Annotated in this window: 13 protein-coding genes; 9 read left to right on the forward strand and 4 right to left on the reverse strand. The window is 69.0% G+C overall.

Translation table 11 applies throughout. The annotated features are described in order from the left end of the window. Nucleotides 1-128 precede the first annotated feature (128 nt). From EV644_RS43170 to EV644_RS43185, 4 genes are all read right to left on the reverse strand, one after another. On the reverse strand, nucleotides 129-1,661 hold the full coding sequence (locus EV644_RS43170) for a carboxylesterase/lipase family protein (RefSeq protein ID WP_132197486.1): 1,533 nt from the start codon (nucleotides 1,659-1,661) through the stop codon (nucleotides 129-131). 141 nt (nucleotides 1,662-1,802) lie between these two features. Continuing rightward, the gene (locus EV644_RS43175) at nucleotides 1,803-2,561 is read right to left on the reverse strand and encodes an IclR family transcriptional regulator (protein ID WP_132197487.1); all 759 of its coding nucleotides are present in this window, start codon (nucleotides 2,559-2,561) and stop codon (nucleotides 1,803-1,805) included. Between the two features lie 24 nt (nucleotides 2,562-2,585). Beyond that, nucleotides 2,586-2,810, reverse strand: a complete 225-nt coding sequence (locus EV644_RS43180; RefSeq protein ID WP_132197489.1) for a hypothetical protein — start codon at nucleotides 2,808-2,810, stop codon at nucleotides 2,586-2,588. After that, nucleotides 2,811-3,707 carry a GNAT family N-acetyltransferase gene (locus EV644_RS43185; RefSeq protein WP_241999447.1) on the reverse strand — a complete coding sequence of 299 codons (897 nt, stop codon included), beginning with the start codon at nucleotides 3,705-3,707 and terminating at the stop codon, nucleotides 2,811-2,813. It abuts the gene before it with no gap. A 318-nt stretch (nucleotides 3,708-4,025) separates the two neighbouring features. Between EV644_RS43185 and hutH the strand changes: the two genes are divergently transcribed. The 9 genes from hutH to hutI all read left to right on the forward strand — a co-directional run bounded on the left by hutH (nucleotide 4,026) and on the right by hutI (nucleotide 14,461). Beyond that, the gene (gene hutH / locus EV644_RS43190; RefSeq protein WP_132197525.1) at nucleotides 4,026-5,570 is read left to right on the forward strand and encodes a histidine ammonia-lyase; all 1,545 of its coding nucleotides are present in this window, start codon (nucleotides 4,026-4,028) and stop codon (nucleotides 5,568-5,570) included. A gap of 43 nt (nucleotides 5,571-5,613) precedes the next feature. Beyond that, nucleotides 5,614-7,269, forward strand: a complete 1,656-nt coding sequence (gene hutU, locus EV644_RS43195; protein ID WP_132197491.1) for a urocanate hydratase — start codon at nucleotides 5,614-5,616, stop codon at nucleotides 7,267-7,269. Between the two features lie 138 nt (nucleotides 7,270-7,407). Continuing rightward, nucleotides 7,408-8,409, forward strand: a complete 1,002-nt coding sequence (locus EV644_RS43200) for an ABC transporter ATP-binding protein (RefSeq protein WP_132197493.1) — start codon at nucleotides 7,408-7,410, stop codon at nucleotides 8,407-8,409. Then, nucleotides 8,406-9,059 carry an ABC transporter permease gene (locus EV644_RS43205; RefSeq protein ID WP_132197495.1) on the forward strand — a complete coding sequence of 218 codons (654 nt, stop codon included), beginning with the start codon at nucleotides 8,406-8,408 and terminating at the stop codon, nucleotides 9,057-9,059. Before EV644_RS43200 ends, EV644_RS43205 begins: the two co-directional genes overlap by 4 nt. A gap of 1 nt (nucleotide 9,060) precedes the next feature. Beyond that, nucleotides 9,061-9,711 (forward strand): ABC transporter permease, encoded by a 651-nt coding sequence (locus EV644_RS43210; RefSeq protein ID WP_132197497.1) that lies wholly within the window; start codon nucleotides 9,061-9,063, stop codon nucleotides 9,709-9,711. Nucleotides 9,712-9,784: 73 nt separating this feature from the next. Beyond that, nucleotides 9,785-10,717, forward strand: coding sequence for an ABC transporter substrate-binding protein (locus tag EV644_RS43215; protein WP_132197499.1), 933 nt, complete (start codon nucleotides 9,785-9,787; stop codon nucleotides 10,715-10,717). Nucleotides 10,718-10,719: 2 nt separating this feature from the next. Next, a complete protein-coding gene (locus tag EV644_RS43220) occupies nucleotides 10,720-11,982 on the forward strand; it encodes an allantoate amidohydrolase (RefSeq protein ID WP_241999448.1) in 1,263 nt (420 codons plus the stop codon). Further along, nucleotides 11,979-13,301: a formimidoylglutamate deiminase gene (locus EV644_RS43225; RefSeq protein ID WP_132197501.1), complete on the forward strand. Its 1,323-nt coding sequence runs from the start codon at nucleotides 11,979-11,981 to the stop codon at nucleotides 13,299-13,301. Before EV644_RS43220 ends, EV644_RS43225 begins: the two co-directional genes overlap by 4 nt. Continuing rightward, nucleotides 13,298-14,461, forward strand: a complete 1,164-nt coding sequence (hutI, locus tag EV644_RS43230; protein WP_132197503.1) for an imidazolonepropionase — start codon at nucleotides 13,298-13,300, stop codon at nucleotides 14,459-14,461. Before EV644_RS43225 ends, hutI begins: the two co-directional genes overlap by 4 nt. Nucleotides 14,462-14,488 lie beyond the last annotated feature (27 nt).

Below are 14,488 nucleotides of genomic sequence, written 5' to 3' on the forward strand. Positions count from 1 at the left end.
TGCGACCGGGAGGTCGTGGGAGAGTAGGACGTCGCCGGACATTCACACTGTTAAGGGCCACCCACACCGGGTGGCCCTTAACATTTCCCCCACCAAACCCCAAGCCGCGCCGGCCCGGGGGAACCTCGTCAGCGCCAGAAGGCGATCCGGTGGTCGGTGATGAAGTCGGTCCGGGTGATCCCGGCCGGGTTCAGCGACTGCACCTGACGGTCCAGCGGCGTCGCCCGCGGCCAGTACTTCGTGCCGCGCACGTTCGGGTCACCCGTCCGGGCGAAGGAACTCCACCGCGCGATCACCTCGTCCGCGAGTTTCTGCTGCCCCGCGTTGAGCGGCTCCAGGATCGCCAGATCGAAGAAGTACGCCAGATCGCTCATGTGGTGTGAACCGAAGGGCCAGGCCGGCTCACGCAGCCCGGCGTACCAGGGAGCCTTACCGGCGAACTCGAAGGTGTAGGTCGGCATCCGCGATGAGAGCAGGAGGTTCGACCTCGCGGCGGGGAGTGCCCATTGGGAGTCGGTCAGGACTGTGGACAACGCCAACCCGGCCGGGTGGATGTCCGAATAGCGCTCGAGGACCTTCCCGGCGTCAGCGCCGAAGACCTTCCCGACCTCGGCCTCATACTCGGCGTCGGTGATCGGTTCGCCTGTTGCCGCTTCCTGGGCACCGTAGCGCCCGTGCTCCTCGTCATGGTTGATGCCGTGCAACACCGGCACGCGGTTCACCTTGCCGCTCGCCAACGCCACCGCGGGGTGGAGCGGTAGCACCGGACCGCCCAGCACCGGACCGAACTTTGCCGACCCGGATGCTGCCAGCAGGCGATCAGCCGGCACTGCTCGGAGGCAGTCGGCTGTCGTGCACCCGAGGGATCCGGCTAGATCCCGGCTGTACTGCTCAGCGACAGCTCGCGGTCGAGGCGCCGCGTAGTTGGTAGCGGAGTACTCCTGCGCGCAGGGTCCGCTCTGGATGACTGCCCGCTGGAAGAGGCCGGTCGCGGTCGGCGAGGCCAGGTGGTCGCAGACGCTGTAGGCGCCGGCCGACTCACCCATGATCGTGACGTTGCTCGGATTCCCGCCGAAGGCTGCCGCATTCCGCTGCACCCAGCGCATCGCCGCCTGCTGGTCCTCCAGCCCGAAGTTCCCCGAGCCGCTGCCGAGCAATGGGCTGCCCAGGAACCCGAAGGCGCCCAGCCGGTACTGCACCTGAACAACCACCACGTCGCCCTGCGCGGAGAACCGCTCAGGCTTGTAGATGCTCGTGGCGCCGTTCGTGAAGCTGCCACCGTGGATCCACAGCACCACAGGCCGGTTCTTCCCCGGCCTCTTGGGCGTGGTCACATCCAGATAGAGACAGTCTTCGCTGGTGCTCGCCACCCCGATCGGATGGTCCACCTGCGCACAGGTGTCGGCGTACGAGGTCGCTTCGCGGATGCCGGACCACTTGGCGGCCGGGCGCGGTGATCGCCAGCGCCACTCACCGGTCGGCGGAGCGGCGTACGGGATGCCGCGGAACGTCCGGGTGTCCTCGCCGACGAGGCCGCGCACGGCACCCCGATCGGTCTGTACGACGCTGTCGGCCGTAGCGGAGGTGGTGGTGTAGCAGGCAAGAGCGGCGGTGGTCCCGACCGCGAGCACTGTTGCGAGGACCTTGGTACGAACTGACATCGAAAGGGCCTTTCCACAGGAAGTGGCGAGTGAGCCTCAATCCTGGAAGTCCGAACCCGCTCGGACACTGGCGTCACCTCCCTGCAAGAGGTAGGCCCAGCACCACCTAGTGCACCTACCTAGTGCAGCTGGTGCACGGCGCTAACCGCGGAGGCGGCGGGTCAGGGCTTCGGCTGCCTGGCGGGTGCGGCGGGCCAGGAGGAGACGTTCGTTCGGGGGGATGGCGTCGGTGCGGAAGGTGACGCTGATGGCGGCGGCCGGGTGCCCGGCGTGGTCGACGGCGGCGCTGGCCACCGAGGAGAAGCCCGGGGTGATGTACGAGTCCTCGACGGCGTATCCCTGGCGCTTCTCGTCCGCGAGGATCCGGCGCAGCTGCGTGAGCGTCTGCGGCCCTTGATCGGTACGGCGGACGAAGCTCTCGGCGTCCGGGAAGAGCGCGCGGACCTGAGCCGGCGGGAGCTCGGCGAGCAGGGCCCGGCCCGAGGCCGTCAGAGTCGCGGGCAGGCGGACTCCGACATCCGTGACCAGGGTGACCGGCCGGGGCGGCTGTTCCTTCAGCAGATAGACGAGCTCGCGGCCGTGCAGGACGCCGAGGTGCGCGGTCTGGCCGATCTCCGCGACCAGTTGCGCCAGCAACGGCCGGGCCAGTCGCTCGAGCGGGTCATGGCGCAGGTACGCCGAGCCGATCTCGAAGGCGGCGACGCCGAGCCCGTACCTCTTCTCCTCCGGCAGGTGTACCACGAACCCCTCGCTGATCATTGCCTTCAGCAAGTGGTACGTCGACGAGCGTGGCAGGCCCACCGCGGAGGCGATGCGCTCCATCGGTACCGGTCCGGGCTGGGTGGCCAGGAAGGTCAATACCCGTAGGGTTCGGGTCGAGGCGGGAACGTTGCCGCTCACAACAGCGAGACTAGCTGCCCCGTCTCAGGTTCCGAACGATTGACTGGCCGAATCCTTCCCCGACCCGCCGCTCCGACCGGTCCTGGCGCGGCTGCGGCGGAGCCAGACCCGGGCGCCTTCGCCGGCCAGGGCGATCCCGAACAGCGTCATCGCGACCGCCCAGTCGAAGTCGTCGTCGCCGGACAGCAGCAGGCCGACCCCGGCTGCGACGATCGCGAAAACCGTCAGCGAGATGATCAGCCGAGTCACTCAGACCACCTTCTCCGCGGTCCAGGCGGCTGCGGTCGGCTGGTACCCGAGCCACCGGTTCACGGCCAGCATCGGCGCGTTGCCCGCGTCGTTCCCGGTGAACGCCGCGGTGAATCCGGCGTCACGGCTCCTCGCCAGCGCGGCCGACTTCACCACCTTCGCCAGCCCCCGGCCGCGGTACGACGGGATCGTGCCGGTGAGGTTCGACCAGATCACCCGGCGGTCCGGGTCGGCAGTGGTGGTCACGAAGGACACCACCTGTTCCCCGTCCAGTACGGCGATGCTCAGGTCGCGCCGCAGGTCGGGGTGATTCCAGTCCGTCGCCACCCAGTCCTCGTACTCCGGCGCGTTCGACAAGCCGCTGGGATCTCCGTCGGCCACGGCGGCGGTGGCACTCCACAGACTCCGCGGGTCCACCTCGGTGTAGTCGACCAGGCGGAGCCCCGCCGGCACCGGCACGGGCTCCGGTACGCCGGCCAGGTCGGCCGCGGCCTGGCTCATCCGTCGGCCGATGGTGAATCCGTGACGGGTCGCGAAGGCCTTGGAAGCGTCGTCGTCCCCGACCACGATCAGGAGTTTCCGCGCGCCAGCCTCCTCAGCTGTCCGGAAGACTGCCTCAGCAAGCGCGCTGCCGATACCGCGACCGCGCTGTGCGGGCGGCACCTGGACAGTGATCCGGACCCGGGGTGCCTCGTCGTCGGGCAACGGCAGGTAGACGTTGCCGTAGCCGACGACCTCCTCGCCGTCGACCGCGATCAGCACAACCCGGCTGGTGCTGGTCCGTAGCTCTGCCTCGATGCCCCTGGCCGTCTTCACCAGTTGTGGCATCGCGGCTGCCCAGACCGCGGCGATACCAGCCGCATCGGCCGGCGTCGCCGACCGGATCTCGATCCCCATCCCCTGACTCTATGTGTCGCCGGGGTCCATCCGAAGGGGCCGGAATGGGACGCGAACCGCAACGCTGTTCGGCGCTTCCGTCGCCGCTATCGCGATCACGGGTGAGGGCGCTCGGCACGGAGTACTTCGCTTACCAGGGTGATCTTCGGCGCCACTCAGACCGGCCTCGAGCTGGAACTCACCCGCTCCTGATCCCCCTCTCGGAATCACTTGTAACCGCTCCCACCTGCGGGTTCGGCCAGGGTGTCTCGGATCTGAGACGAAAAGCGGACGGGGGTGCTATCGGTTGTCGGTCCTGGGGGGTGCAATGGGCGGGTGATCGACAAAGCAGAGGTTGTGGTCGGGGTCGGGGCGTTGACCGCCGACGAGGTCGTCGCGGTGGCCCGGTACGGCGCCGCGGTGCGGATCGACGAGCAGGCGCTCGAAGAGATCGCGAAGTCCCGGGCGGCCATCGAGGCGCTGGCGCACGCGGAGACGCCGCACTACGGGGTGTCAACCGGGTTCGGCGCGCTGGCGACGCGGCACATCGCGCCGGAGCTCCGGGCGCAGCTGCAGCGCAGCCTGGTCAGGTCGCACGCGGCCGGCTCCGGACCCGAGGTGGAGACCGAGGTCGTCAGGGCGCTCGCCCTGCTGCGGCTGTCCACCTTGGCGACCGGGCGGACCGGGGTGAAGGTCGAGACGGCCCAGGCGTACGCCGGGTTGCTGAACGCCCGGCTGACCCCGATCGTCCACGAGTACGGCAGCCTCGGTTGCTCGGGTGACCTGGCGCCGCTGTCGCACGTCGCGCTCGCCGTGATGGGTGAGGGCAAGGTTCGCGATGCCGAGGGCAACCTTCTCGACGCGGCCGACGCGCTCGCCCGGCACGGCCTGCAGCCGGTGGTCCTGGCCGAGAAGGAAGGCCTCGCACTGATCAACGGCACCGACGGCATGCTCGGCATGCTGGTGCTCGCACTCGCCGACCTGGACCGGCTGCTGAAGACCGCCGACATCGCCGCCGCGATGAGTGTCGAGGGCCAGCTGGGCACCGATCGCGTGTTCGCCGAGGAGTTGCAGGCGCTCCGCCCGCACCCTGGGCAGGGATCTGCCGCCGCCAACCTGCGGGCAGTACTGGCTGACAGCGGGATCGTCGCGAGTCACCGCGGTCCCGACTGCAACCGGGTCCAGGATGCTTATTCCTTGCGGTGTTCCCCGCAGGTGCACGGTGCCGCGAGGGACACGTGCACGCATGCCGCGACTGTCGCGGATCGGGAACTGGCGGCGGCGATCGACAACCCGGTCGTGCTGGCCGACGGACGGGTCGAGTCGAACGGCAACTTCCACGGAGCCCCCGTCGGCTATGTGCTGGACTTCCTCGCCATCGCCGTGGCGGACGTGGCCAGCATCAGCGAACGGCGTACGGACCGCTTCCTCGACGTCGCGCGCAACCACGGGCTGAACGCCTTCCTGGCTGACGATCCGGGCGTCGACAGCGGGCACATGATCGCGCAGTACACGCAGGCCGCGATCGTGTCCGAGCTCAAGAGGCTCGCGGTGCCGGCAAGCGTCGACTCCATCCCGAGCAGCGCGATGCAAGAGGATCACGTGTCGATGGGCTGGTCCGCGGCGCGCAAGCTGCGCAGGAGTATCGACGGCCTGCAAAGGGTTCTGGCCGTGGAGATCCTGACCGCCGCACGGGCGCTGGACCTGCGGGCGCCACTCGAGCCGTCGCCGGCCACGGCCGCAGTACGAGACAAGCTGCGTGAGCACGTCAAGGGGCCGGGCACCGACCGGCACCTGGCGCCAGAGATCGAGCACTCCGTCCAGCTTGTTGCTGATGGCACCTACCTGTCCGCTGTCGAGGCCGTGACCGGGCCTCTGTCCTGAACTCGTCACCTGAATAACGCTGTCCCGAAAGGCTGGATCACACATGTCCGGACCACGTCCCGTTCGCGCTCCCCGCGGTACCACCCTCACCGCCCGGGGCTGGCAGCAGGAGGCCGCGCTGCGGATGCTGCAGAACAACCTCGACCCCGAGGTGGCCGAGCACCCTGACGAGCTCGTCGTGTACGGCGGGTCGGGCAAGGCGGCTCGCGACTGGAACTCGTTCGACGCGATGGTCAGAACGCTGACCACGTTGAAGGACGACGAGACGATGCTGGTGCAGTCCGGCAAGCCGGTCGGCGTGATGCAGACGCACGAGTGGGCGCCGCGGGTGCTGATCGCGAACTCGAACCTGGTCGGCGACTGGGCCACCTGGGAGGAGTTCCGCAGGCTCGAGGCGATGGGGCTGACCATGTACGGCCAGATGACGGCCGGCTCGTGGATCTACATCGGCACCCAGGGGATCCTGCAGGGCACCTACGAGACGTTCGCGGCGGTCGCGGCGAAGAAGTTCGGCGGCACGCTGGCCGGAACCATCACGCTGACCGCGGGACTCGGCGGCATGGGTGGCGCGCAGCCGCTCGCCGTCACCATGAACGACGGCGTCGCGATCTGCATCGACGTCGACTCCTCACGGATCGACCGCCGGATCGAGCACCGGTACCTCGACGTCCGCGCCGCTTCGCTGGACGAGGCGCTGCGGCTGGCCGAGGAGGCCAAGAAGGCCCGCCGGCCGCTGTCGATCGGTGTCCTGGGCAACGCCGCGGTGATCGTGCCCGAACTGCTGGAGCTGGGCGCGCCGATCGACATCGTCACCGACCAGACCTCGGCGCACGACCCGCTGATGTACCTGCCGGTCGGGATCGACTTCGACGACTGGACCACCGCGCGGGCGAAGGACCCGGCCGGTTTCACCGAACGCGCGCAGGCCTCGATGGCCCGGCACGTCGCCGCGATGGTGGGTTTCCAGGACGCGGGTGCCGAGGTGTTCGACTACGGCAACTCGATCCGCGACGAGGCCCGGAAGGCCGGGTTCGGCCGCGCGTTCGAGTTCCCGGGCTTCGTCCCGGCGTACATCAGGCCCTTGTTCTGTGAGGGGAAGGGCCCGTTCCGGTGGGCCGCGCTGTCGGGCAACCCGGCCGACATCGCGAAGACCGACCAGGCGATCCTCGACCTGTTCCCGGACAACGAGCACCTGACCCGGTGGATCAAGCTGGCCGGCGAGCGGGTCGCCTTCCAGGGACTGCCGGCCCGGATCTGCTGGCTGGGCCAGGGGGAACGGGACAAGGCGGGCGTCCGGTTCAACGACATGGTCGCCTCCGGTGAGCTCGAGGCGCCGATCGTGATCGGGCGGGACCACCTCGACACCGGCAGCGTCGCCTCGCCGTACCGGGAGACCGAGGGCATGCTGGACGGCTCGGACGCGATCGCGGACTGGCCGTTGCTGAACGCGATGGTGAACGTGTCCAGCGGCGCTTCCTGGGTGTCGATCCACCACGGTGGCGGTGTCGGGATGGGCCGGTCGATCCACGCCGGCCAGGTATCGGTTGCCGACGGCACCGAACTGGCCCGGCAGAAACTGGAACGGGTGCTGAGCAACGATCCGGCGATGGGTGTGATTCGTCACGTGGACGCCGGGTACGAACGAGCAGAAGAAGTAGCGGTCGAACGAGGCATCAGGATCCCGATGCGGGAATCCTGATCGCAGAGTGCAACCGAGGCATTCCCTAGCGCTAAGGTGCACTTTCCCGAGGAGTGAGAAAGCTGGTCACGACGTGGCAGCCGGCCCACGTTCCCTTAGGATCGTTCGGGCGATCTCCGACAAGCGCGAAGGGGCGCCATGATCGAGTTCGAAGACGTCACCAAACAGTATCCGGACGGCACCCTGGCCGTCGACAAGCTGTCGCTGCGGATCCCGAGCAACGAGATCACCGTTTTCGTCGGGCCCTCGGGCTGCGGCAAGACGACCTCGCTGCGGATGATCAACCGCACGATCGAACGCAGCAGCGGCCGGATCTCGATCGACGGCGAGGACATCAACTCCGGTGACCCTGTCTCGCTGCGGCGCGGCATCGGGTACGTGATCCAGCACGCCGGCCTGTTCCCGCACAAGACCGTGGTGGACAACGTCGCGACGGTGCCGAAACTGCTGGGCTGGGACCGGAAGAAGACCCGCTCGGTGGCGATGGAACTGCTGGAGCGGGTCGGCCTCGACCTCAAGCTGGCCGGGCGGTACCCGGCCCAGCTGTCTGGTGGCCAGCAGCAACGAGTCGGTGTGGCCCGGGCGCTCGCGGCCGATCCGAAGATCATGTTGATGGACGAGCCGTTCAGCGCGGTCGACCCGATCGTCCGGCACCAGTTGCAGGAAGAGCTGCTCCGGCTGCAACGTGACATCGGCAAGACCATCGTCTTCGTCACCCACGACATCGACGAGGCGATCAAGCTCGGCGACAACGTCGCGGTGCTCCGGGTCGGCGGCAAGCTGGCCCAGTTCGCGCCGCCGGCGGAGCTGCTCGCCAACCCGGCGGACGACTTCGTCGAGAGCTTCGTCGGGCAGGACCGCGGTTACCGTGCCCTGACGTTCCTGCACACCGACCAGCTGCACCTGAGCCCGTTGCCGGAGGATCTGGTCCTGGACGACGACGGGAAGCCCGCGGGCTGGCTCAAGGGTGGTGGCGACCTGCTGCCGATCGGTGCGACGTTCACCCGGAGCGACTCGGTCCGCGCGGCGCTCGACGCGGTACTGACCTCGCCGACCGGTCACGGTGTCTGCGTGGATGAGAACGGCAAGGCCCTCGGAGTGGTCGACCACGCGATCCTGGCCGAGGCGCTGCGCTCATGACCTGGGTCGGCGACAACCTCGGGCTGATCTGGGACCAGCTGAGCGAGCACATCTACCTGGCGATCCTGCCGGTGGTGTTCGGCCTGCTGATCGCGTTGCCGCTCGGGTATGTGGCGACGCGGTTCTCCTGGCTGGCGAACCCGCTGATCGCGCTCGGCGGCGTGCTCTACTCGCTGCCCTCGATCGCGCTGTTCATCGTGCTCCCGGTGGTGCTGGGGACCCAGGTGCTCGACCCGGTCAACATCGTCGTGGCGCTGACGATCTACACCGTCGCGCTGCTGATCCGCAACGTCATCGACGGGCTGCGCTCGGTGCCGCCGGACGTCCGGCAGGCGGCGATCGCGGTCGGCTTCGGGCCGGCCCGCCGGCTGCTGACGATCGACCTGCCGATCGCGGTGCCGGTGATCTTCGCCGGTCTGCGGGTCGCCACGGTCGCCAACATCTCGATGGTGAGCGTCGGCGCGGTGATCGGGATCGGCGGTCTGGGCGAACTGTTCACCCAGGGCTTCCAGAAGGACTTCCTCACCCCTGTCGTGGTCGGCGTCGTGCTGTCCCTGCTGCTGGCGCTGCTGGCCGACCTGCTGATCGTCGGTCTGCAACGGGTGCTCACTCCCTGGGCCCGCGTGGTCTCTCCGGTGAAGGCGGCCTGACATGTGGCAATACCTGACCGACTCGTTCAACTGGTCCGGACCGGAAGGGATCACGGCCAGGATCTTCCAGCACATCTGGTACACGGTCGCCGCGCTCGGCCTCGCCACCGCGATCGCGCTACCGGTCGGCCTGTGGATCGGGCACACCCGCCGGGGGGCGTTCCTGGCGATCAACACAGGCAACGCCGCCCGCGCGCTGCCGAGCCTGGGACTGCTGATGCTCGCGGTGCTCATCACCGACCAGATCGGCTTCCTGCCGGTGCTGATCGCCCTGGTCGCTCTCGGTATCCCCCCGATCCTGACTTCGACCTACGCCGGGTTGTCCGGTGTCGATCCGGCCACGATCGACGCGGCCCGGGGGATGGGGATGACCGGACGGGAGATCCTGACCAAGGTGGAGATCCCGATCGCGCTGCCGCTGATCATCTCCGGTCTGCGCGGCGCGACCCTGCAGATCGTGTCGACCGCGACCATCGCCGCGCTCGTCTCGCTGGGCGGCCTCGGCCGCTACGTGGTGGACGGGCTGAAGCTGCGCGACTTCCCGCAGATGTTCACCGGTGCCCTGCTGGTGGCCCTGCTGGCCATCGCGCTGGACCTGCTCTTCGCCCTGGTGGGCCGGCTCACCGTGTCCAAAGGACTGCGGGTCGACTGATGGCCGGAACCCATCGCTCGACCTGGAACACCACCGGCACTCGCCGGTGCCAATCGAAATCCTGGAGGCTCCCGTGTTGAGATCCACACTCATCCGTACTGCGATCGCCGGGGTCGCGGTACTCGGCCTGGCTGCCTGTGGGGGTGGAGGCGATCCACTGTCCGGTGACGACAACGCTGGTGGTTCCCCCGCACCCGCCGAGGTGAAGAGCATCACGATCGGTTCCGCGGACTTCTCCGAGAGCCAGTTGCTGGCCGAGATCTTCGGCCAGGCGCTCGCCGCGAAGGGCGTCGAGGTCAAGCAGCAGCAGAACATCGGCAACCGCGAGACCTACATGGCGGCGATCAAGGACGGCTCGGTGCACCTGCTGCCGGAGTACACCGGCGCCGCGCTGGCGTACTTCGACAAGACCGCGACCGAGACCGAGGACGACGCGGCGTACGAGGCGCTGAAGAAGGCGCTTCCGTCCGGGCTCGAGGTTCTGGACAAGTCGCCGGCCGCCGACGAGGACACCATCGTGGTGACCAAGGCGACCGCGGACAAGTACAGCCTGAAGTCGCTGGCCGACCTCAAGCCGGTGTCGAAGGACATGGTCGCGGGCGGCAGTTCCGAGTTCAAGGTGCGCGACGCCGGCCTGAAGGGGCTGAAGGAGAAGTACGGCGTCGAGTTCAAGGAGTACAAGACGCTGGACGCCGGTGGTCCGCTGAGCCAGAAGGCGCTGCTGGACAACCAGATCCAGGTGTCGAACTTCTTCACCACCCAGTCGCTGATCAAGGACAACAACCTGGTCCAGCTGGAGGACCCGGAGAACATCCTGCCGCCGAACAACATCGTTCCGCTGATCCGGACCGACCACAAGGCGGCCAACATCACCGACACGCTGAACGCCGTCTCGGCCAAGCTCACCACCGACGCGCTGACCGACATGGTCAAGCGCATCGACGTCGGCAAGGAGGCGGCCAAGGCCGTCGCGACCGACTGGCTGAGCAAGAACTCGCTGACCTGACCTTGAGCGAGTCCTTCGAACAGATGTGGGCGGCGCTGGCCGCCATCGGCAAGGACCCCTCGACCGGGGGTTACCACCGGGGCGGCTGGACGCCGACCGAGCGGGAGGCGACGCACTGGTTCCTGGACCAGTGCGCCTCCCGCGGGTTGGCGGTCGAGTCCGACGGCCTCGGCAACCTGGTGGCCTGGTGGGACCCGGCCGCTGCCGGAGGGCAGTCGTCGGCAGCGGTGCTGTCGGTGCCCGGTGCGATGGCATCGACCGGCGTCCCGTCGGTGCCGGGAGTCGTGACCGGGAGCCACCTGGACTCGGTGATCGACGGCGGCGCCTTCGACGGCCCGCTGGGCGTGGTGTCCGCGCTGGCGGCCGTGGACCGGTTGCGGACCGAGGGGTTCTCCCCTTCGGTGCCGATCGGTGTGGGTGCTTTCGTCGAGGAAGAGGGCTCGCGGTTCGGGATGCCTTGTCTCGGATCGCGGGTGGCTGCTGGGGTGCTGCCGGCCGAGAAGGCGCTGGTACTGAAGGATCGTGCCGGAGTCTCGCTGGCCGATGCCCTGAGCTCGGTCGGTACCGATCCGGCCGGGGTCGGGCCGTCGCCGTTGCTGGACCGGATGGGGATGTTCGTGGAGCTCCATGTGGAGCAAGGTCGCGCGCTGACCGCTCCCGTCGGAGTGGCCAGCTCGATCTGGCCGCACGGGCGCTTCCGGTTCACCTTCAGTGGCGAGGCGAACCACGCCGGCACCACGTTGATGGAGGATCGGCACGACCCGATGCTCACTTATGCGATGACCGCGCTGGCCGCGAACAAGCAGGCCCGCCTGGCCGGAGCACGAGCCACCTTCGGTCGCCTGTCGGTCGAGCCGAACGGGACCAACGCCGTACCGTCGCAGGTGACTGCCTGGCTGGATGCCAGGGCCGCTACCGACGAAGTGCTGCAGTCGTTGCTCGCGGCAATCACCCGGCAGGCGACCGAGCGGGCCGAGCGGGACGGGACCAGCGTGGACGTGGTGGCCGAATCCGTTTCGCCGATCGTGGATTTCCAGCCGGGCCTGCGGGACCGGCTGGCCGGAGTACTGGATGACGCGCCGGTGCTGCCGACCGGGGCGGGGCACGATGCCGGGGTGTTCTCGGATGCGGGGATCCCCACGGCGATGTTGTTCGTGCGGAACCCGACCGGGGTCTCGCACTCGCCGGCGGAGTACGCGGAGATGGACGACTGTCTCGCCGGAGTAGAGGCACTGGCCACTGTGTTGAAGGATCTCGCGCGGTGACCGCCTACTGGTGTCCGCAGGCGTTGCTGCCCTCGGGGATCGCGTCCGGTGTTCTCGTCGAGGTCGTGGACGGCCGGTTCACCTCTGTCGTCGCGGACGCCCCGGCTGGTGATGCCGTCCGCCTGACCGGGCTCGTGCTGCCAGGCCTGGCGAACTGCCACAGCCACGCGTTCCACCGGGCCCTCCGTGGTCGCACGCAGACCGAGCGCGGCACCTTCTGGACCTGGCGAGAGCAGATGTACGCCGTCGCCTCGGTCCTCACCCCGGACAGCTACTACCAACTCGCCCGCGCCGTGTACGGCGAGATGCTGCTGAGCGGGATCACCGCGGTGGGCGAGTTCCACTACCTTCACCATGCTCCTGGCGGCCGTCGGTACGACGACCCGAACGCGATGGGCGAGGCGTTGATCGCTGCCGCCCGGGATGTCGGCCTGCGGCTCACGTTGCTCGACACCTGCTACGTCGCCGGCGGCGTCGACCAGCCGCTGAACGAGGTGCAGCAGCGGTTCAGCGACGGAGAGGCGGCTCAGTGGGCAGCCCGGGTGCTCGACCTGCGCGGATCCGGCGACGTGGTGATCGGCGCGGCCGCCCACTCGATCCGCGGGGTGCCGCAGGAACAGCTCGGCACGGTGGCGTCCGCGCTGCCGAACGCCCCGCTGCACATCCACTTGTCGGAGCAGGTTGCGGAGAACGCGACGAGCCTCGAGGCCTATGGACGGACCCCGGCACAGGTGCTGGACGAGGCGGGATTCCTGGGGCCGCGGACGAGTGCCGTGCACGCGACCCACCTGACGCCGGTGGATGTCGGCCTGCTCGGGGCCTCTGCGACGTACTCGTGCTTCTGCCCCACGACGGAACGGGACCTAGCGGACGGGATCGGGCCGTCGGTGGCGCTGCGGGACGCGGGATCGACGCTGACGCTGGGGTCCGACAGTCACGCCGTGATCGACCTGTTCGAGGAGATGCGCGCGGTCGAGCTGAACGAGCGGCTCGCCTCGCAGGAGCGCGGGCACTGGACCGCGTCGGAGCTGCTCACGGCGGCGACTGTGGCTGGACACCGGTCGCTGGGCTTCGAGGATGCGGGCCGGATCGAGGTCGGCGCTCGTGCCGATCTGGTCGGCGTGACCGTGGACAGCGTGCGGACAGCTGGAACCGGAGCGTCGGTGGAGACCGCCGTTTTCGCTGCCTCTGCTGCCGATGTCGTCGATGTGGTCGTCTCGGGCCGGCACCTGGTTGCCTCTGGCAATCATGTCAAGCTGGACGTCGCGACGGAACTTGCGGCCTCGATCGCCGCCGTGACCGAGGGGAACGCCGGATGACGTCGCTGCTGCTGACCGGGATCGGGTCGCTGGTGACGAACGATCCCTCGCGCGGTGGTCTGCTGGGCGAGGTCCACGACGCCGCTGTGGTGATCGAGGGATCGCGGTTCGCCTGGGTAGGTGCCCGGCGGGATGCGCCGGCCGCCGACAGCTCGCTCGATCTCGGTGGCTCCGCGGTGATCCCGGGGTTCGTGGACTCGCACTCGCACCTGGTGTTCGCCGGTGACCGGGCCGAGGAGTTCGCCGCGCGGATGACCGGGGAGCCTTACAGCGCAGGCGGAATCCGTACCACGGTCGCGGCGACCCGCTCTGCCACCGACGACCAGCTGACCGCGAACGTGGCCCGCCTCGTCACGGAGATGCGGCGGCAGGGGACCACCACCGTCGAGATCAAGTCGGGCTACGGGTTGACCGCGACGGACGAGTCCCGGGCGCTGGCGATCGCGCGGAACTTCACCGACGAGACCACCTATCTCGGGGCGCACGTCGTACCGGCTGAGTTCGCGGACGACCCAGGGGCCTACGTATCGCTGGTGACCGGGGCGATGCTGGAGGCGGCGGCTCCGCATGCCAAGTGGATCGACGTGTTCGTGGAGCGCGGGGCCTTCGACGGCGACCAGGCCCGGGCGATCCTCGAGGCCGGTGCCGCCAAGGGACTCGGCCTGCGAGTGCACGCGAACCAGCTCGGCGAAGGTCCCGGAGTACAGCTTGCTTGTGAGCTTGGTGCCGCTGCAGCCGACCACTGCACCCACCTGACCGATGCGGACGTGGATGCGTTGGCTTCGAGTGGCGTCGTCGCCGGACTGCTTCCGGCGGTTGAGTTCTCGACCCGCTCGCCGTACCCGGACGCGCGCAAACTCCTCAACGCCGGTGTCACCGTCGCCCTGGCCACGGACTGCAACCCGGGCTCCTGCTACTCCTCGTCGATGCCCCTGTGTATCGCCCTGGCGGTCCGCGAGATGCACATGTCCCCGGCCGAGGCCCTGTGGTCCGCCACCGCCGGCGGCGCCGCCTCCCTCCGCCGCAACGACATCGGCCACATCACCCCCGGAGCCCAGGCCGACCTGGCAGTCCTCAACGCCCCCTCCTACCTCCACCTCGCCTACCGCCCCGGCGTGCCGTTGGTGGCGCAAACCCTCAGCGGCGGGCGTCTGCTGTAGGGGCCGCGGCCCCCAAGCCATCACAAT

Origin of the sequence: Kribbella orskensis, assembly GCF_004342085.1 — a bacterium.
GTDB classification, from domain to species: domain Bacteria; phylum Actinomycetota; class Actinomycetes; order Propionibacteriales; family Kribbellaceae; genus Kribbella; species Kribbella orskensis.

Coding starts and splice junctions, on each gene's coding strand:
- EV644_RS43170 (WP_132197486.1), bottom strand. CDS start 1,661: ATGTCAGTTCGTACCAAGGTCCTCGCAACAGTGCTCGCGGTCGGGACC.
- EV644_RS43185 (WP_241999447.1), bottom strand. CDS start 3,707: ATGGGGATCGAGATCCGGTCGGCGACGCCGGCCGATGCGGCTGGTATC.
- hutU (WP_132197491.1), top strand. CDS start 5,614: ATGTCCGGACCACGTCCCGTTCGCGCTCCCCGCGGTACCACCCTCACC.
- EV644_RS43200 (WP_132197493.1), top strand. CDS start 7,408: ATGATCGAGTTCGAAGACGTCACCAAACAGTATCCGGACGGCACCCTG.
- EV644_RS43205 (WP_132197495.1), top strand. CDS start 8,406: ATGACCTGGGTCGGCGACAACCTCGGGCTGATCTGGGACCAGCTGAGC.
- EV644_RS43210 (WP_132197497.1), top strand. CDS start 9,061: ATGTGGCAATACCTGACCGACTCGTTCAACTGGTCCGGACCGGAAGGG.
- hutI (WP_132197503.1), top strand. CDS start 13,298: ATGACGTCGCTGCTGCTGACCGGGATCGGGTCGCTGGTGACGAACGAT.